Origin of the sequence: uncultured Chloroflexus sp., assembly GCF_938091255.1 — a bacterium.
Classification (GTDB): domain Bacteria; phylum Chloroflexota; class Chloroflexia; order Chloroflexales; family Chloroflexaceae; genus Chloroflexus.
Genome location: NZ_CALLJH010000069.1, coordinates 1 through 15,682, shown reverse-complemented (window position 1 = coordinate 15,682; position 15,682 = coordinate 1). Strand labels below are relative to the sequence as shown.

The 15,682-nt window shown below is 57.0% G+C and carries 10 protein-coding genes, 1 tRNA gene and 1 pseudogene; 2 read left to right on the top strand and 10 right to left on the bottom strand.

Features of this window, described 5'->3' with window-relative positions:
* The 5 genes and pseudogenes from Q1A00_RS17855 to Q1A00_RS17835 all read right to left on the bottom strand — a co-directional run.
* Positions 1-790, bottom strand: a pseudogene (locus Q1A00_RS17855) (hypothetical protein); the annotation flags it as partial.
* Complete coding sequence (locus tag Q1A00_RS17850; protein ID WP_298408412.1) at positions 771-3,503, bottom strand: ATP-binding protein; 2,733 nt, start codon at positions 3,501-3,503, stop codon at positions 771-773. The gene Q1A00_RS17850 and the pseudogene Q1A00_RS17855, both read right to left, overlap by 20 nt.
* 139 nt (positions 3,504-3,642) lie before the next feature.
* A complete protein-coding gene (locus Q1A00_RS17845; RefSeq protein ID WP_298408409.1) occupies positions 3,643-5,814 on the bottom strand; it encodes a GAF domain-containing protein in 2,172 nt (723 codons plus the stop codon).
* A 5-nt stretch (positions 5,815-5,819) separates the two neighbouring features.
* Positions 5,820-7,805, bottom strand: coding sequence for a GAF domain-containing protein (locus Q1A00_RS17840; protein ID WP_298483047.1), 1,986 nt, complete (start codon positions 7,803-7,805; stop codon positions 5,820-5,822).
* A 136-nt stretch (positions 7,806-7,941) separates the two neighbouring features.
* Positions 7,942-8,017, bottom strand: a tRNA-Gly gene (locus tag Q1A00_RS17835).
* A 71-nt stretch (positions 8,018-8,088) separates the two neighbouring features.
* Here Q1A00_RS17835 and Q1A00_RS17830 point away from each other — a divergent pair.
* Positions 8,089-8,886, top strand: a complete 798-nt coding sequence (locus Q1A00_RS17830; RefSeq protein ID WP_298408403.1) for a hypothetical protein — start codon at positions 8,089-8,091, stop codon at positions 8,884-8,886.
* Between the two features lie 81 nt (positions 8,887-8,967).
* Here Q1A00_RS17830 and groL read toward each other — a convergent pair whose 3' ends face one another.
* On the bottom strand, positions 8,968-10,608 hold the full coding sequence (groL, locus tag Q1A00_RS17825; protein WP_298408402.1) for a chaperonin GroEL: 1,641 nt from the start codon (positions 10,606-10,608) through the stop codon (positions 8,968-8,970).
* Between the two features lie 47 nt (positions 10,609-10,655).
* A complete protein-coding gene (gene groES / locus Q1A00_RS17820; protein ID WP_066783058.1) occupies positions 10,656-10,958 on the bottom strand; it encodes a co-chaperone GroES in 303 nt (100 codons plus the stop codon).
* 345 nt (positions 10,959-11,303) lie between these two features.
* Here groES and Q1A00_RS17815 point away from each other — a divergent pair, with 345 nt between their 5' ends.
* A complete protein-coding gene (locus Q1A00_RS17815; protein ID WP_298408399.1) occupies positions 11,304-12,053 on the top strand; it encodes a TIGR02206 family membrane protein in 750 nt (249 codons plus the stop codon).
* Here Q1A00_RS17815 and Q1A00_RS17810 read toward each other — a convergent pair.
* The 3 genes from Q1A00_RS17810 to Q1A00_RS17800 form a co-directional block, all read right to left on the bottom strand.
* Positions 12,014-13,507, bottom strand: a complete 1,494-nt coding sequence (locus Q1A00_RS17810; protein WP_298483049.1) for a CHAD domain-containing protein — start codon at positions 13,505-13,507, stop codon at positions 12,014-12,016. The two genes, Q1A00_RS17815 and Q1A00_RS17810, sit on opposite strands and share 40 nt — an antisense overlap.
* A gap of 328 nt (positions 13,508-13,835) precedes the next feature.
* Positions 13,836-14,444, bottom strand: a complete 609-nt coding sequence (locus Q1A00_RS17805; RefSeq protein WP_298408393.1) for a CYTH domain-containing protein — start codon at positions 14,442-14,444, stop codon at positions 13,836-13,838.
* A 164-nt stretch (positions 14,445-14,608) separates the two neighbouring features.
* Positions 14,609-15,682: hypothetical protein (locus tag Q1A00_RS17800; RefSeq protein WP_299758237.1), on the bottom strand; the 1,074-nt coding region annotated here is incomplete at its 5' end.

Genomic DNA, 15,682 nt, shown 5'->3' with positions numbered 1-15,682 from the left:
GTGTTGCCGTCGGTTCTGATGTGGGCTCTGGCGTCTCCGTGGGGGTGTCGGTCGCCGTGGGCGCGAGCGTCGCCGTGGGCGCGAGCGTCGCCGTGGGGGTGACGGTCGCCGTGGGCGCGAGCGTCGCCGTGGGCGCGAGCGTCGCCGTGGAGGTGAAGGTCGCTGTCGGTAAGGGTATTGCCATCGCTGATGGCGATGATTGCACTGTTACCGTTGTCGCCAGTGTTGTAGGCGTCAAGCTAGGCCGCACTGCTGGTGCGGCTGTCGTCACTGTTGGTATCGTCGCCGGTGTTGCCGTTGCGAGTATCGCCGGACTAGGCAGCCCACCAATACCGCTTGCCGTTGGTGTGGGTGTTGGAGTAAGCCGCGGCAAACTTCCGCCAGCCGGAGGTGGTGTTAAAATAGCAGTGGGCACAAGTGTCGGCGTCACGGTTGGCGACTCCGGATCGATCCGTCCCAGTGGCGGCGGTACTTCAACAATTGGCGCTGGTGAAAACCGGGTCGCTTGGCTCGTTGGTATCTGCGTGCGGCGCGCAATCTCGGTGGCAACCAGATTGGGCAAATCGCTGGCCGGCGGTGCAAAGCTGAGATCCGCCGGAAATGGTTCGTAGGCGCTAAATGCACGCGCCGCGCTAATGCTCTTAAACGGCTCATTCGTTGGGGTGAGGAACCAAAAGACGAGTTGCACCACGCAAATCATCGGCAGCAGCGCGCATAACAACGCTACCACGACCATCCAGCGCAAATAATCGCGTTTAGCCGGCCACTGGTTATTGCTCAGCGACTGCACGGCTCTGCTCCTGTGCGCAACGGAGCTGGATGGTAAACGTGCTCCCCTGACCGGGAATGCTCGTCACAGCGATCGTTCCTCCCTGCAGCTCTATCAATTGGCGCGCGATCGCGAGGCCAAGCCCGCCGCCGCGTTGGGCGGAGTTATTTCCGTCAACCCGTTGAAACCGAGTGAACAGCCGCCCAATCACATCTTCGGGAATACCGGGGCCGGTATCACTGACTGCCACCCAAACGTCACAGCCCGCAAGGCCGGCGCTAATCAACACGCGGCCTTGCGTCACATAGCGCCGAGCATTGTCAAGTAATTGAGCCAGCGCTTGCTTCAACAGTTCTCGATCTGCCAGCACCAATGGCAGATCTTCCGGCAAAGCAAGGGTAACTTGCACGCCGCGCTCGCGAAACGCGGCATACAACGGGCGCAGCACCGATTCAACGATTGGCGCTAGTTCAATCGCCTGTAGGTTAGTCTCGATTTGACCCGAATCAAGATTGGCCACCATTATCGCATTATTGACCAGATGGGTCATTTGGACGGCGCTTTGCCGGATCTGTTCTAACATCTCGCGCTGCTCGGCATCAAATGCCGGGATTGCTTGCCGCAACAAGAGATCGGTATAACCGCGCACGACGGTGAGCGGGGTGCGTAGTTCGTGGGAAATGGTCGCGATAAAATCGGTCTTCGCCCGATCGATCTGGATCGAAGCCGTGATATCGTGTAAAACGATTACTTCGCCTGACGATCTACCATCGGCGAGGCAAACCGGTGATCGGCTGACCGTCAGAAAGCGATCGCCTATTTTGATCACTTGATCTGGCCGGCCAAACAATTCTGAGCGAACTTCGCTCCTATTGAGCGGTAATTGACGCAGGTGCAACTCACCGTTGACTGGCAACGCCGGCTGCAACATCTGCTGAGCGGTAGGATTGAGCAGCACAATCCGGCCCCGCGCATCACTCACAATCACCCCATCACTGATCGAAGCGAGTATGGCCCGTCGTTGTTCAGCGTCGTACTGCGCCGCTTCATATAACAGCGCATTCACCAATGCCACTGCGGTCATATTGGCGATCACCTGCAAATGGGGTAATACTGATGTTGGGAAAGCGGCAGGTTCGGGATGGGCAAAGATAAGCCCCCCGATCGTTTGCTGATCTTGCTGCAAAGGGATTGCCAACGCACTGGCTACACCAATAGCTGCAAGGTGTGAGTCGACGTAGGGCGTCAATTGCGCTTCACCCGGCATCGCCAATGCGGTGAGACAGTGGCTGGTTAGCGCCGCATAGCTAAGCGGCGCATCAGGCCGCAATCGGAATTGCCACCCATCAGGTGCCGGCACGACCGCGATCGCTTCCATCTGAGGCAGCAGATCGGCGGCGCTGGCGGTAGCAATCTGCAAGATCGACTCGATGCGCAGTTCGCGACTGAGCTGGCGGCTCGTTTGATACAAATGCAACAGGTGGGCAGTCATTTGGTTAAAGGCCAACGACAGCCGTCCCAATTCATTCTCTTCGGTAATGACGCTCCGGCGGTCGAGCTGGCCAGCACTCACCGCATCAGCTACCGCCACCAATTCATGAAGCGGGCGGGTAATGCGACGCGCCACCCAATATCCGACCAATACTGCGGCTAACGCTAATGTTGCTGTCACTCCCAATACCGCGTTGCGGCTACTGGCCCACGCGCTCAAAATAAAATCGCGTGATAGGCCGACGGCAAAATAGCCGCTCTGCGCGCCGCGGATGATCAGCGGCGCATACACCAGTTGGTATTCATAATCGCCCACACGGGCCGTCGTAAGCAACGAACAAGCCGGCACGTTGACTCGTTCAACCGGCGTCACTACGCGACCGCTCAGACTGCCAATGTCAAGACACGTCCCACGTTCATTAACTTCGGTCAAGAGCGCGAGTTGGGTTGGGTCAAGCGGTAACACCGGCAGAAAGCTCGTGGGGGCAGTCGTTGCTAACAGCGTGCCATCGCTCTTCAACAAAGCCGTTAGCGCGGCTTGACTACGTTCTTGGAGGAAGGCCAAGGTGCGATCGAGCCGTTGCGCTACCAACAAACCACCGAGCAACTGTGGCGGTTCGTTATCACCAGCGCGCGCATAGAGCGGGGCAACAGTAAAAAAATGGAGCACATCGCTGCCATCAGACTGGCGAAATGCAATCAATCCGCTGTATTTGTCACCGAGCACGTCACCATCGCCAATCGGCGTCTGCACACCGCGCAGCACATTCTCGATCAGCGGCGAGCCAGCAAGGTTCGTGCCCACATAACGGATGGGAACGTCGCTGCTTGGCGCACGTTCCCAATCGAGCAACGCTAAGCCAGTGGGATCAAAGATGACGAGACGATCCGGGGCAACGTTCTCATTGCTCTGACCAAGCGTCCACAAGCCGCGCAACGCCAAAGCCAGCCCATCTTCATCACGCTGCGCGATCGCATCAACTACAGCCGGCGCACCGGTATCAGCATTGGCAGTGGTAAAGGCAATCTGGCCGAGGTAGGCAATATTGCTAATTTCGCGCAACGCGAATGTTTCGGCAAAGTTACGCGCAACCTGCCCAAGCTGGTTATTGAATCGCTCTTGCCAGCTACCGGCCACTAATGTCATAGCAATGCCTGATCCTACCAGCATCACGATGATCATCAGCAATAGGTAGGGCAGGATGATCGTATATTGAAGGCGTGAGCGTAGGATACGTATCATTTGCCGCACGGCGTCACCCCCCTGTTGAGCCATTGATTAGGTGTGCGGCGACGACTCGTTGCCAGTATAGCCGATGATGGTCACAGGCAAGAGGGGGTCTTGTTAACAGTTTTGTCATCTCGCGTAGGATCAAGCGAGATCACTGCGCAACCGGCACTACAAACGCAAACGTGCTGCCGCTTCCCTCACGGCTACGCAACCAAATCTGACCATGGTGCGCCTCAACCGCTAGTTTGCAGAAGGTAAGGCCAAGCCCGGTACCACGCGCTTTCTGCTGCTGCACTTGACCAAACTTCTCGAAAATGCGGGCGTGGTATTGTGGCGGAATACCCGGCCCTTCATCACTCACCCAATAGATCAGCCACGAACCAGCCGGCAGAGCTGGCAGTGACAACGGAATATCAGGATGCATCCCGTCGTTAGTAGCAGCAGGCAGCAGAAGGTGACGCGCGCCAATAGTGACGTTACCGCCACTCGGTGAGAACTTAATTGCGTTATCGATCAGATTTTGCAAGACGCGGACAATTTTCTCGCGGTCAGCTTCGATCAGGGGCAAGCCAACTGCTAAGTCTTGGACCAATGTAATCTGGCGCTGCTGCGCGTATGCTTGCAAGCGTTCGATCGCTTCATCAACCACCGCGTAGGGTGAGAGCGGTTCAAGATTGAGCGTCATCCGTCCCTGCTCCATCTTACTAATATCGAGCAGGGTATTAACCATTTCGAGCATTGTTTGACTTCCCTGATGGGCAATGCTCAACAATTCCTGTTGTTGGGAGGAAACCGGCCCACCCAAACCGCGCTGCACCATCATAATGCCATTCATAATGGCAGTCAGTGGCGCGCGTAGATCGTGAATAAGCATACCGGTGTAATCTTCACGCAAACGGGCCAGTTCGCGCTCTTTCTCAATATTCTCAAACAGCGCCAGCCGTCCAATCTGATTCCCCGCTGCATCGAGGACCGGCAAAATAGTATGGCGCAGATATCGAATTGGCCCTTCCACCAATTCAATTTCAAGGACGCGATGCGGAGCGCCATCGTTAAGCCATGCCGGTTCTTCAACCACCTGCGCCCGCTCAAGTAATTCCGTGATCAGGTCATCAATTTGGCGTCCCACGAGCGCATCGCGAGAACAGTTATACAAACGAGCGGCAGCCACGTTGCTAGCGACAATCACCCCTCGCATGTCTGCCATCAAAATGCCGTCGCTAGCGGAATTGACAATCGCCTCGAAGCGATCACGTACCGTGCTGACCTGCTGAAACAGACGCGCATTTTCCAGCGCAATCCCAATCGTTGCCGCCATGCGGTTAAGCCGAATTGCCTCTTCCTCGGTGAAATGGCCGCTACGCTTATTCAGCAGCTCGATCACGCCAATGGTACGCCCTTTGACAACAATCGGCACACAGAGGATCGACTTCACATCATAGCCGATCCCCTCACTCACCTCACGGTAAAACCGCGGATCGTTATCAGGGTCATGCACAATCGCGTACTGCTGGGTGCGCGCCACATAGCCAGCGATCCCCAATCCCGGCGGTATACGCATCCCAACGAGCTTCTCTTGCCCTTCTTCCAATGTCATCACAAACACCAGTTCCCCCGTCTCTTCGTCGAGCATCAGCAATGAACCGGCATCGACCCGGAAGAACTGGTTTATTTTTTCCATCACTAAATGGTAAATATCACGCGGATCGAGCAAAGAGTTGACCGCCGCCGCAATATCATTCAGGGTCGCCAACTCGGCGTTGCGATGTTCCGCTTCCTCGATGGTGCGGAAAGCCGTGATAGCTGCTGCCAATTGGCTACTCATTAGGCGCGCAATGCTCACCTCTTGCTCGTTAAACCGGCGCGATTGCCGCAGGGTCGCGAAGGCTAATGCGCCAATTACCCGATCTTGGGCCACTAACGGAATGATCAGGAGTGAGCGCACCTGCGCTTCAAGCAGCGTCTGCAGCAAGTTGATAGCAGTTGGCGAGCGATTCCCCTGCTGTAATATTTCAGCAATATCCACAATCTGCAACGACTGGCGCTGTTGCAAGGAATTCTGCACTAGTGGCAAATCGCGCAGCGGAATTGGCGGCGGCAACGAAACGCGCGGCGGAAAGGTGCTGATCAGCGCGATAGTCTCGCCGCTAGCATCAAGCTGCAACACGCCGCAGAGCGATACGCCTAGCCCTTGCACAAACTCGTTCAGCGCAAGCATCAGCAACTCATCAAGAGTCGCCGCTATCTCAATCGCGGTTGCGATACGTAGCAGACCTTGGGTACTTGACTCTGATTGACCAATGGCAGGTAATCGCTCGCTCATAGTGATTACGAATAACTGGCCAGCCGGTAGATATCCATCGGCTCATCACCGTTCTGCAAACTGACCGGCGTTAATGGGTCAAGGGTAAATTGATCAGCCTGCGTTGTTTTCAAAACAGCCGCAGTTACGACAATCTCATCGTTACGCGCCAATTGGCACAACCGGCGCGCTTCGCGCATTGCCGCGCCCGTCCATGCCATTGTGACCGGTTGATCGCCACCGAGCACACCTACGGCAAGTTGACCGGTGGTGACGCCACCGGCTATCGCGAGATCGGCGCCAAACTGCTGGCGCCACCGCCCACGCAGGCGTGCGATAGCGACCTGTACCTGCTGCGCGGTCTGCAACGCTCTTGGCGCATCGTCAAACCGCGGTTGTGGAAAGCCAAAGACAGCACAAAAACTCCGTTCATCGATGGCGACATACGCGCCTTGCTGCTGATAGACAATGGCCCGGCATTCGGTGTGGAACGGGTTGGCAATATGTTCAACCAATTGATGCACCGTCACATCGGTGAGGCGATCCACCCCGCGCAGACAAGCATAGAGCAGGGTTGCAGTGATGACCTGTGGTTGCAGCGCCTGCATGGCTTTCGCTTGATGAGCAAGCAGATCACGGATCACATCCGGCGCAAGGTACATACCCAGTAACTGGCGTGCCTGCGTGATTTCCGGCGGCTCAATAATCCCTGCATAACGATGGTGAACCATCATCGCCACGGCATAGGCCGCGAGGGCAGCAACAAGGGCTAAGGCGCGCTGGCTGTAGCGATATGGAGTCGAGTCAGCCAGAGTCAACACTCCTAACGGACGATCGCCGTGAAATAGCGGCATTGCCAACGCCGAGCGCATCAATTCTAACCCCGGCGTGGGGATCCAACGCGTATCACGCTCAATATCATCAATAATCGCACCGCGGCGCATGCGCAAGACCCAACCGGCCAACCCATGCTTGAGAATCGGTGCCGCTGCAAGATTCAGCGGCAACACATCACCGCCGCTCAAAGTGATGCGGGTACGGATGGTGAACGACTCGGCATCGATCAGCAGCAACGTGCCATGGCTAGAGTCGGTCACATCGGCGGCGATCCGTAACAATTGCACCAATGCCCGTTCGAGGTCAGGCTGTTCGATCACGCTGGTCATCACCTGCTCGAACGCGGACAAGCGGCGTTGCTCGCGATCGAACCATTGCCGGTAGACAGAGGTCTGAAGATGAACGGTAAACAACGCCGCCGCTTGCTCGATCAACTGCTGTTGCGCTTCATTCAGGCGCACATCAGCGCCGGCGATTATCAGACACAATGCGCCAAGCGGTGTCTGTTGTACCCATAACGGCCAGCTCGTAACGGTCAACGCTTGTGATGATGTTGCAGCGAGCAGACTGCGCATCTGCACGCTTGAAAAGCTCACGGCGCGGCGCTCGCGCACGGCGCGCCCGACCGCGCTGCCATCTATATCAAAGGTAACGGCCCGGTTCACGCTAGCCAGCCCCCAACCCGCCGAAGGGATCAAAATGCCGCGTTCGGGATCGTGCAACAGCAAGACTGCACCCCGCGCCGCCACATGATTGGCAAGGCATTCCGCCACGGCAGCGACCATTGCGTCGCGATCAGTCGCTGCAATGAGCCGCTGAGCCAAGATCGCCAAGACCGGCGGCTGTGGCACAGCCGCGATGGCGTCTGCTACAGTTTGTCGCAGCGCCACCAGTGGATCCTGATCGGTTACTGGCGGTAGATCGGCTTGCAATACCAACGCAGCATACCGGCGCGCTTCCGCGAGTGCATAGCGCAAACTGATCCATACCGCTAACGAAAGCGCCAACCCGATCACCCCACCGAAGAGGAACGCTAGCACGAAGGCGACTGATGGCGAGGCGCCCCCTTGCGGCACGACCATGCTGATCAACGCATAGAGTAGTATGCCAAACGAAATGCCGCCGGGCAGAGTCAGGGCAAGGATGCGATGGATGTTGCTGCGTGGCAGGTACACAATGGCTCCACGACTAAGTTGGAAACGACTAGTATCACCGTATTATGAACGTATCACAGTCGTCAGAATTGCTTTCTATTATACTTGGTTTGAAGAAAAAAGATGACCGGTTCACAGGTTGTGACCGGTCATTTCATGGAGCGGGAGACGGGATTCGAACCCGCGACCTACACCTTGGCAAGGTGTCGCTCTACCAACTGAGCCACTCCCGCGTTGCATATTCGCTATTATACACAAGTTGGCCGATTTGTCGAGTCGCTATTGTCACAATCCAAGCACAGCAATGACTACCACGCTTCTTATTCTCGACTTCTCTGGCACCCTTAGCCTTGGCGCGGTGCGCTTCGGTGAGACCCATCGCTTAGCGACGGCGCTCGCCGATGCGGGACTGCTGGCATTGGGCGTCACTGTTGATCGTTATTGGAACGAGTTGGTTGGGCCGACATGGGTTGAAGGCAGCACGAGCCGCGTTGGGTTGACGGCGTTGCTGGCGCGCCAGTTGCGCGCGCAGGGGACATCGGCAAGGATCGCAGCCCAATGCGCGCGGCGGTTTACCCAGATGTACATGGCTGCTTCCGTGATCGATCCGGCATGGCAGCCACTGTTTGCGGCGCTTGGTGCTGACAGCCGGGTCACCACGCTCATCGCTACCGATCACTATGCCGAGGCAACAGCGCACATCACACAGGAATTAGCAGAGCACAGATGGGCAGCGCGCGCCTTGCGGGTACGCAACCAGCGGGTTGTGCAACAACAGATGGGCAGCCTCACCGGTGATACAATGGCATTCATCGCTAACTCCGCCGATCTCGGCGTCATTAAGGCCGATCCGTTGTTCTGGCAGCGGGTGCGCGCTGGCTTGCGCACCAATGTGTCACGGATCATCGTGGTTGATGACTTTGGTGCGAGCGAGAATGCCGCCGACTTTTACGCCAATCCAGCCCACGTCGAACGCCGTCGCCAACAGACAATTGCTGCCATCGAGCAAACGTTTGCCGCGCCGGTGACAATCGTGCAGTTTGTGATCGGCCACGATATTGGCGCAACGGTGCAACAAGTATTGCAGCAAATCAACCTGTAGAGCCGCACGGTGGTGCAGCCTCATAATGAATGGAGGGATGCATATTCATGCATCCCTCCAGCATAGGATACCCTTATCGGCCTAGAAATCCATCCCGCCGCCCATACCGGCGCCAGCGCCAGCCGCCGGCTTCTCTTCGGGGATGTCGGTGATCAAGGCCTCGGTGGTCAGGATCATACCCGCGATCGAGACCGCATTCTGCACGGCGCTGCGGGTAACCTTCACCGGGTCAATGATGCCTTGCTCGATCATGCTGCCGTACTGACCGGTCAGTACGTTGTAGCCGATGGTCTTGTCGCCCTTCTCCTCCTGCATGCGGCGGACGTTGGCGATGATTACCGAGCCGTCCTCACCGGCGTTGCGGGCAAGGATGCGCAACGGCTCTTCGAGGGCGCGGCGCAGGATTTGCAGACCGACCTTCTCATCCTCGTGAGCAACCTGCACGTTGTCGAGCGCCGGGATAGCGTTGAGCAACGCGACACCACCACCGGGCACAATACCCTCTTCGACAGCCGCCCGGGTCGCGCTCAGCGCGTCCTCGACGCGGTGCTTCTTCTCCTTCAGCTCAGGCTCGGTCGCAGCGCCAACCTTGATCACCGCTACGCCACCGGCCAGCTTGGCCAGCCGCTCTTGCAGCTTCTCGCGATCGAAGTCGCTGGTGGTGGTGGCAATCTGGGCGCGGATCTGCTCGATCCGGGCGCGGATCGCCGCCTCGTCGCCACGACCCTCGATGATGGTGGTGTCATCCTTGGTGGCGATCACCTTGCGGGCACGGCCCAGATCCTCGATCGTTGCGCTATCGAGCTTGCGACCGATCTCCTCGCTGATCACGGTACCGCCAGTGAGGATGGCAATATCTTGCAGCATTGCCTTGCGGCGATCACCGAAGCCGGGCGCCTTGACCGCCAGCGCGTTGATGGTGCCGCGCAGCTTGTTGACTACCAGCGTTGCCAGCGCCTCGCCGTCAACGTCCTCGGCGATGATGACGAAGTTCTTTGTTACCTGCAACACCTTCTCAAGGACGGGGAGGATCTCTTGGATGCTGCTGATCTTCTTGTCGGTGATCAGGATGTAGGGATCGTCAAGCTCAGCCTCTTGCCGCTCGACGTTGGTTACCATGTAGCCCGAAATGTAGCCGCGGTCGAACTGCATGCCCTCGGTGTATTCCTTCTCGAAGGCGACGCCCTTCGACTCTTCGACGGTGATGACGCCGTCTTTGCCGACCTTCTCCATTACCTCGGCAATCAGCTCGCCGATCTCGCTATCAGCCGCCGAGTTAGTCGCGACGTGAGCAATGTCGGCGCGGTCACGTACCGGTACAGCGCTGGCCTTAATCGCCGCCACCAGCGCCTCGGCGCCGCGGTCGAGGCCACGCTTGAGCAGCATTGCGTTAGCACCGGCCGCCACAACCTTCAGACCCTCGGTGACAATCGCCTGCGCCAGCACGGTCGCAGTGGTAGTGCCGTCACCGGCGACATCGTTGGTCTTGGTCGCCGCCTCCTTGAGGAGCTGGGCACCCATGTTCTCGAAAGGATCCTTCAGCTCGATCTCCTTGGCGACAGTTACACCGTCATGAGTCACGGTCGGCGAACCAAACTTCTTATCAATCGCGACGTTGCGGCCACGGGGGCCAAGAGTCGTCTTGACCGCATCGGCGACCAGATCAACGCCACGCTTCAGAGCGCGGCGCGCTTCTTCGTTGAAATAAAGCTGCTTTGGCATAGGATCTATAATCCTCCACTGAGAATAGCGCCATTAGCGCGAGGTTGCTACTCTTGCACGATACCCAGAATGTCCTTCTCCGACAAGATCAGGTACTCGACATCGTCGAGCTTGAACTCGGTGCCGCTGTACTTGGCGAAGATCACCCGATCGCCAGCCTTGACGCTCATCGGGATCAGCTTGCCGCTATCGTCCCGGCGTCCCTCACCAACCGCCAACACCGTGCCCTCCATAGGGCGCTCCTTGCTGGCCGTATCGGGCAGGAAAATGCCGGTTTTGGTCTTCTCTTCACGCTCAACCGGCTTGACCACCACGCGGTCGCCAAGAGGTCGGATGCGGAAATCCGCCATAGCTGCTATCCTCCGTTCAATATGCAATCCAATGGGTTGCGTAGGTTCCATCAGTTAGCACTGTCATATCGAGAGTGCTAACCCGTTGGTAATAGTACACAAGATCGGGCGGTTTGTCAAGTCATGTTTAGCACTCAATGCAAGGGAGTGCTAGCAAGGGCGCAGCAATACCGGGCCCCTTGTTCGAACGCCGCATCAGTATGGAGTGCGGCAGCGATGCGCCGCGTCTCACACCCTGACGCCCCAGCCTAGAGTGCGGCAGCAATGTTGCCGTATTCCATAGCCAAGTTCGGTTATGATAGATATATCCGATATATCAAGCACAGATTTCATTGGAGGTGATCGATGGCCGATCTGTTCGCGTTGTACTGGGATGGGCCGCCGTTCGTCTTCTTTAGCCCGCCACATTGGATTGCACTGGCATGTGTGACAGCCGCCTGCGGTTGGGTGATTGGCCCGGCTCGCTCATTATCATCCACAGCCAAACAGCACTGGCGCTACATGCTAGCCGCAATCCTAGCGATCAACGAGCTTGCCTACAACCTCTGGTTCTGGGTGCATGGTCTCTGGTCAATCCAATCCATGCTGCCGCTGCACCTCTGCACACTGTTTACGTGGCTCAGCGTGATAATGCTGCTCACCCGCAGCTATCGCATCTTCGAGTTTGCCTATTTTTTGGGGATTGGTGGCGCGTTGCAGGCGTTGTTAACGCCGGATATTGGTGTGTACGGCTTTCCGCACTTCCGCGCCTTCCAGAGCTTTATTTCCCACGGCGGGCTGGTGTTGGCCGCGCTGACGATGATCGCACTTGAAGGCTACCGCCCCACGTGGCGCTCGGTGGGGCGGGTGATTGTCGGAGCCAATCTGTTGATGGCGGGCGTCGGCGTCGTTAATTGGTTGCTCGATAGTAACTATCTCTTTTTGGCTCGTAAGCCCTATACGCCAAGTCTCCTCGATCTGTTGGGGCCGTGGCCGATGTACATCATTTGGATGGAAGTACTCGGCATTCTTACCATTCTTATTCTCTACTTGCCATTCGCGCTGAGTGATCTCCTTCAGAGATCACCAATGATCGTGAGAAGGGTGCGTCGGTAGTCAGACGATGTCAGTTTTGCCCAGCACTCTGGCAATTCGGTGCGCAACGTGACCCACTCGCCTTCACGCGCCGCCAGATAGGCCGTGACCGCTGCCGGCGCGTGTTCGGTATGCGGCGCCAGCAAGCCGCGCGCAACGCTGATATCATTCAGAGCACCTAGATGGTCTTGGAAATCGATCAGCGGGTTTAACAGATCACTCAATCGCTCACCCACAATGTCGCTGACCAATTCAAGCGCATAACGCAGCCGCTTGCCGGCAATGCGCATCGCGTGCAGACTAGCCTCATCTTCTGGCAAACCGTTGCGATCATACGAGCGCAAGGCTTCGTAGTGGGCATAGAGCATACTGCCGGCATGATCCTTCACCCGTGGCCGGTTGTCCCAGTCAGCAGCAAAACACGCGAGACGAGCCAGAGCGCGTAGGTCACGCTCGTACTGCTTGCCGTTGAGATAGTCGATGAGTGCTGCATGCGCCTGCATGCGCTCAGTACGGATGACTTCAATAATTGGCTCAAGACCGCTAATCGCACGTTGAGTCATATCATTGAGCAACACATCTCGATCACGAGTGGCACCAGCTTCGCGGGCCAAGGTGCGCACGCCTGTCGTTGCCTTGCGCGCCACTTTAACCGGCGCGACCGGTTCAAGGAGACGCAGCGCGGCCCGAATACGACGGGTGGCGACGCGCAGATCATGTACCGCCTCGATAGTCTCGTCGGCTTCAACCGCCCGCGCTGTCTGTTGCAACCGCCGCACTTGCCGGCGCAGCACCACCCGCCCCAATTCGGCAAACGGTACGTCGCCTGAGGCATACCAATAGGGTAACCGATCAGTTGGCTCATCCTCACCAGCGACTGGCTCAACTACCGTTCCTTCACTCTGCACGACAATCTCGGGGCGCGGCCCGAAAACACGTTCCCACAGATCAGCCTTGGCTAACGCTCGCTCGCTATCTACCGCCGCATGCGGGCCGCTTGCCAGCAAACTTATCCGTCTGTTACGGGCTGTTACCTCAACATGAGTCGTCTGGCTTTGGCTATAGTCAAACCCGTCGGCTACCCGCACAATGGCTGCTAATTGCAACGCTAACTCGCGATTGCGCTTGTTGAGACACAACACCGCCGGTTCAAGTCGAGCACGCGGTTTGCGCCGATGGAGAGCGACAATTGCTGCCAATATCGCTTGATCGTTCTCGTCCCCCAAATCGTGGCGTAGAATAATGTCTCGTCCGACGAGATGATGCTCAGGTGGGTCAGTTGTCAAGCCAACGTTATGCAACAGAGCACCAGCTTCAACCAATTGGCGGGCAGTAGCTGGTAGCTTGCGCTGTTCGGCTACAGCGTCAAACAGTGTCAACGCGTGATCGGCCACCTGCCGAGCATGCGCCCGGTCAACTCGGTACGCGGTGAGCAACGTTTCAACATAATCTGCCAGATTGGTCATAGTTGCCATTGAAACCTCGTTTGTTCAATCGCCCAAGCCGAAGCCCTAAACTCAAGCCATTACCGAAATCTTAGCATCTCCTGCATGATTCCGCTATAGACCACACTGATGTACTCAAAGCTCACGGAAGCGAAACGAGTTCTATCGCCACACTAAGGGAGGCGCACACTCGGTGGTAGGTTAGGTTGGCAGCATGTGAGTTGTTTGATATCGTTGTGATCAACGACGATTGCGGGTGTGGGAGGGAAGGGTTTTTAAACTTTCCACTCCCGCACCCAACCATCCTGTTGTCATTCGGAGGCGGAGTTACCTTATCTCGACCGTGCCGCGTCGTCCCTCACCGTTGCAACAACGCCATCCCCCGCTCAAGCTTGCTCTGGCGTTCGGGGGTGATCTTGACCAGCGCACGTAATGCATTGGCCAGCTCGGTCAGATCGTAGACTGAGCCGGTTGGCAACACTTCTAATTCGAGTTCGCAGATCGGCGCCTGTTTCTTACCAGCGTAGATAGTGCCACGATCAAGACACATCTTAACTCGATCTTGCCCATCGCGAACCGCATGAATGACCCGTCGGCTAGTTTCAATCGTCAAGAGCGGCTTCACTGGCGCATCGAGCAAGAGCGCTTGGGCGAGATCGCGAGCTGGACCAGCCGGCCAGTGAGCCGGATTGGGATCATCGCCGGGAAACTCAAACTCGGCGCGGTGGTGAATGCCGTTTTCGTCAACGCGGGCTGGCCCTTTAAGGGTAATGATCGACCGATTGCCGATTTGGCGAATGCGTAAGCCGTAGCGAGCAAGCGCTAACCGGCCGTCAGCACTATCGTAGTAGATGTTGCGCTGGTGTTCACCGGCTAGCGTGCGCAACGTATACGGGCCAAGCGCGCTGAGCGCCGCCAGACGGTCGAGGTCGGTGGCGCTAATCTTATATTTGGCTTCAATTTCCATGCCTAGCTCCTGTACAACGCGCAGCAACGCAGCATGCTGCCCTTCTATTGTAGCTGGTTCGGTGAGGATATGAAAAGGGATAAAAGTTACTACAATCGTTGCCCTTTGCCATCAACCGTCTCATTACAACAGCTTTGACGTTGTTGGTAAAGGGCGCGCAGTTGTCATTCATCCCGCCCGCTCTCATCACCGCCACCCAAACTCCCCCAGCCACTATCTGAAGAAGAGGAAGAGCTGTCTGAGCTAGAGCCGTACAGCGAGCCGGAACCATAGTCATAGGGGTAGCGAGAATCGTATTCATACTCATCACTGCGCGAGGATTGCTGCTCTGTACGCGCTGATTGTTGCCGAATGAGATAGTCAAGCCAGCGATCTGACAGTATCTTCGCCTCATACTCGATAGCTTGCGCCGCTGTAATGGCTGCCGATAACGAGTCATTGGTGATGGACGTATCAAACAAAAGCGTTGTCAAGCGTTGCGGCAAGTTACCAATGTCAAACTCGCTAACCCTTGCTGCTTCTTCTGCCAGTGCCCATTCCAACTTCCAGAGTCGCTGCGCAGCGGCTTGTAGTGCCTGCCGGAAGAGCTGCAACTGACCCTGATCAACGACTGTTAACAACGAACGTGCTGAGCTACCCCGTTGATTACTCGCAACCGAAGACAGTGGCAAGATCAGCGACCGTTCAATGTCGGCAAGTTGCCGTTCCAGTCGGTTCAGCTCGTCTTCCCGCGTATACGCCGAGAGCCATATGCCGGTGTTGCCACGCCGCAGCCGCAGTAACCCAAGCCGAATCTCTTGATATAACACCTTCTGGGCAGGATCAAGCTGGACTTCGCCAACCCGTGCGCATAACCGATCAACCATGGTGCCAAATCGCTCAGCAAGCCGTTCGAGTGCCGGATCCGAGTTGGATACTGAAGGAGATCGCATTGTATAGTTCGGCGTGTGCGCTTGCGCTTTATGTCGAAAGACTAAGATCAAAACACTGAACACAGAGAACGCACCGAGCAGAAATAGAGGGATCAACTGCGTCCACCCTAATTCGAGCCGCCTGAAGGGATCAAACGACTCATCAGCAACGCTCTGCTCAACCGCGGCGAGCGCTGCACTAATGTCGCTGCTCAGGTTTGGCGAACCGAGTGGCGTGTGTAAATGTTCTCGCAAAATCTGGCGATAGCTGCCATCAAGCTGCATCTGCCACCGCTCGCCGTAGCGCAAGGCGCTGTAGTTGTCGGC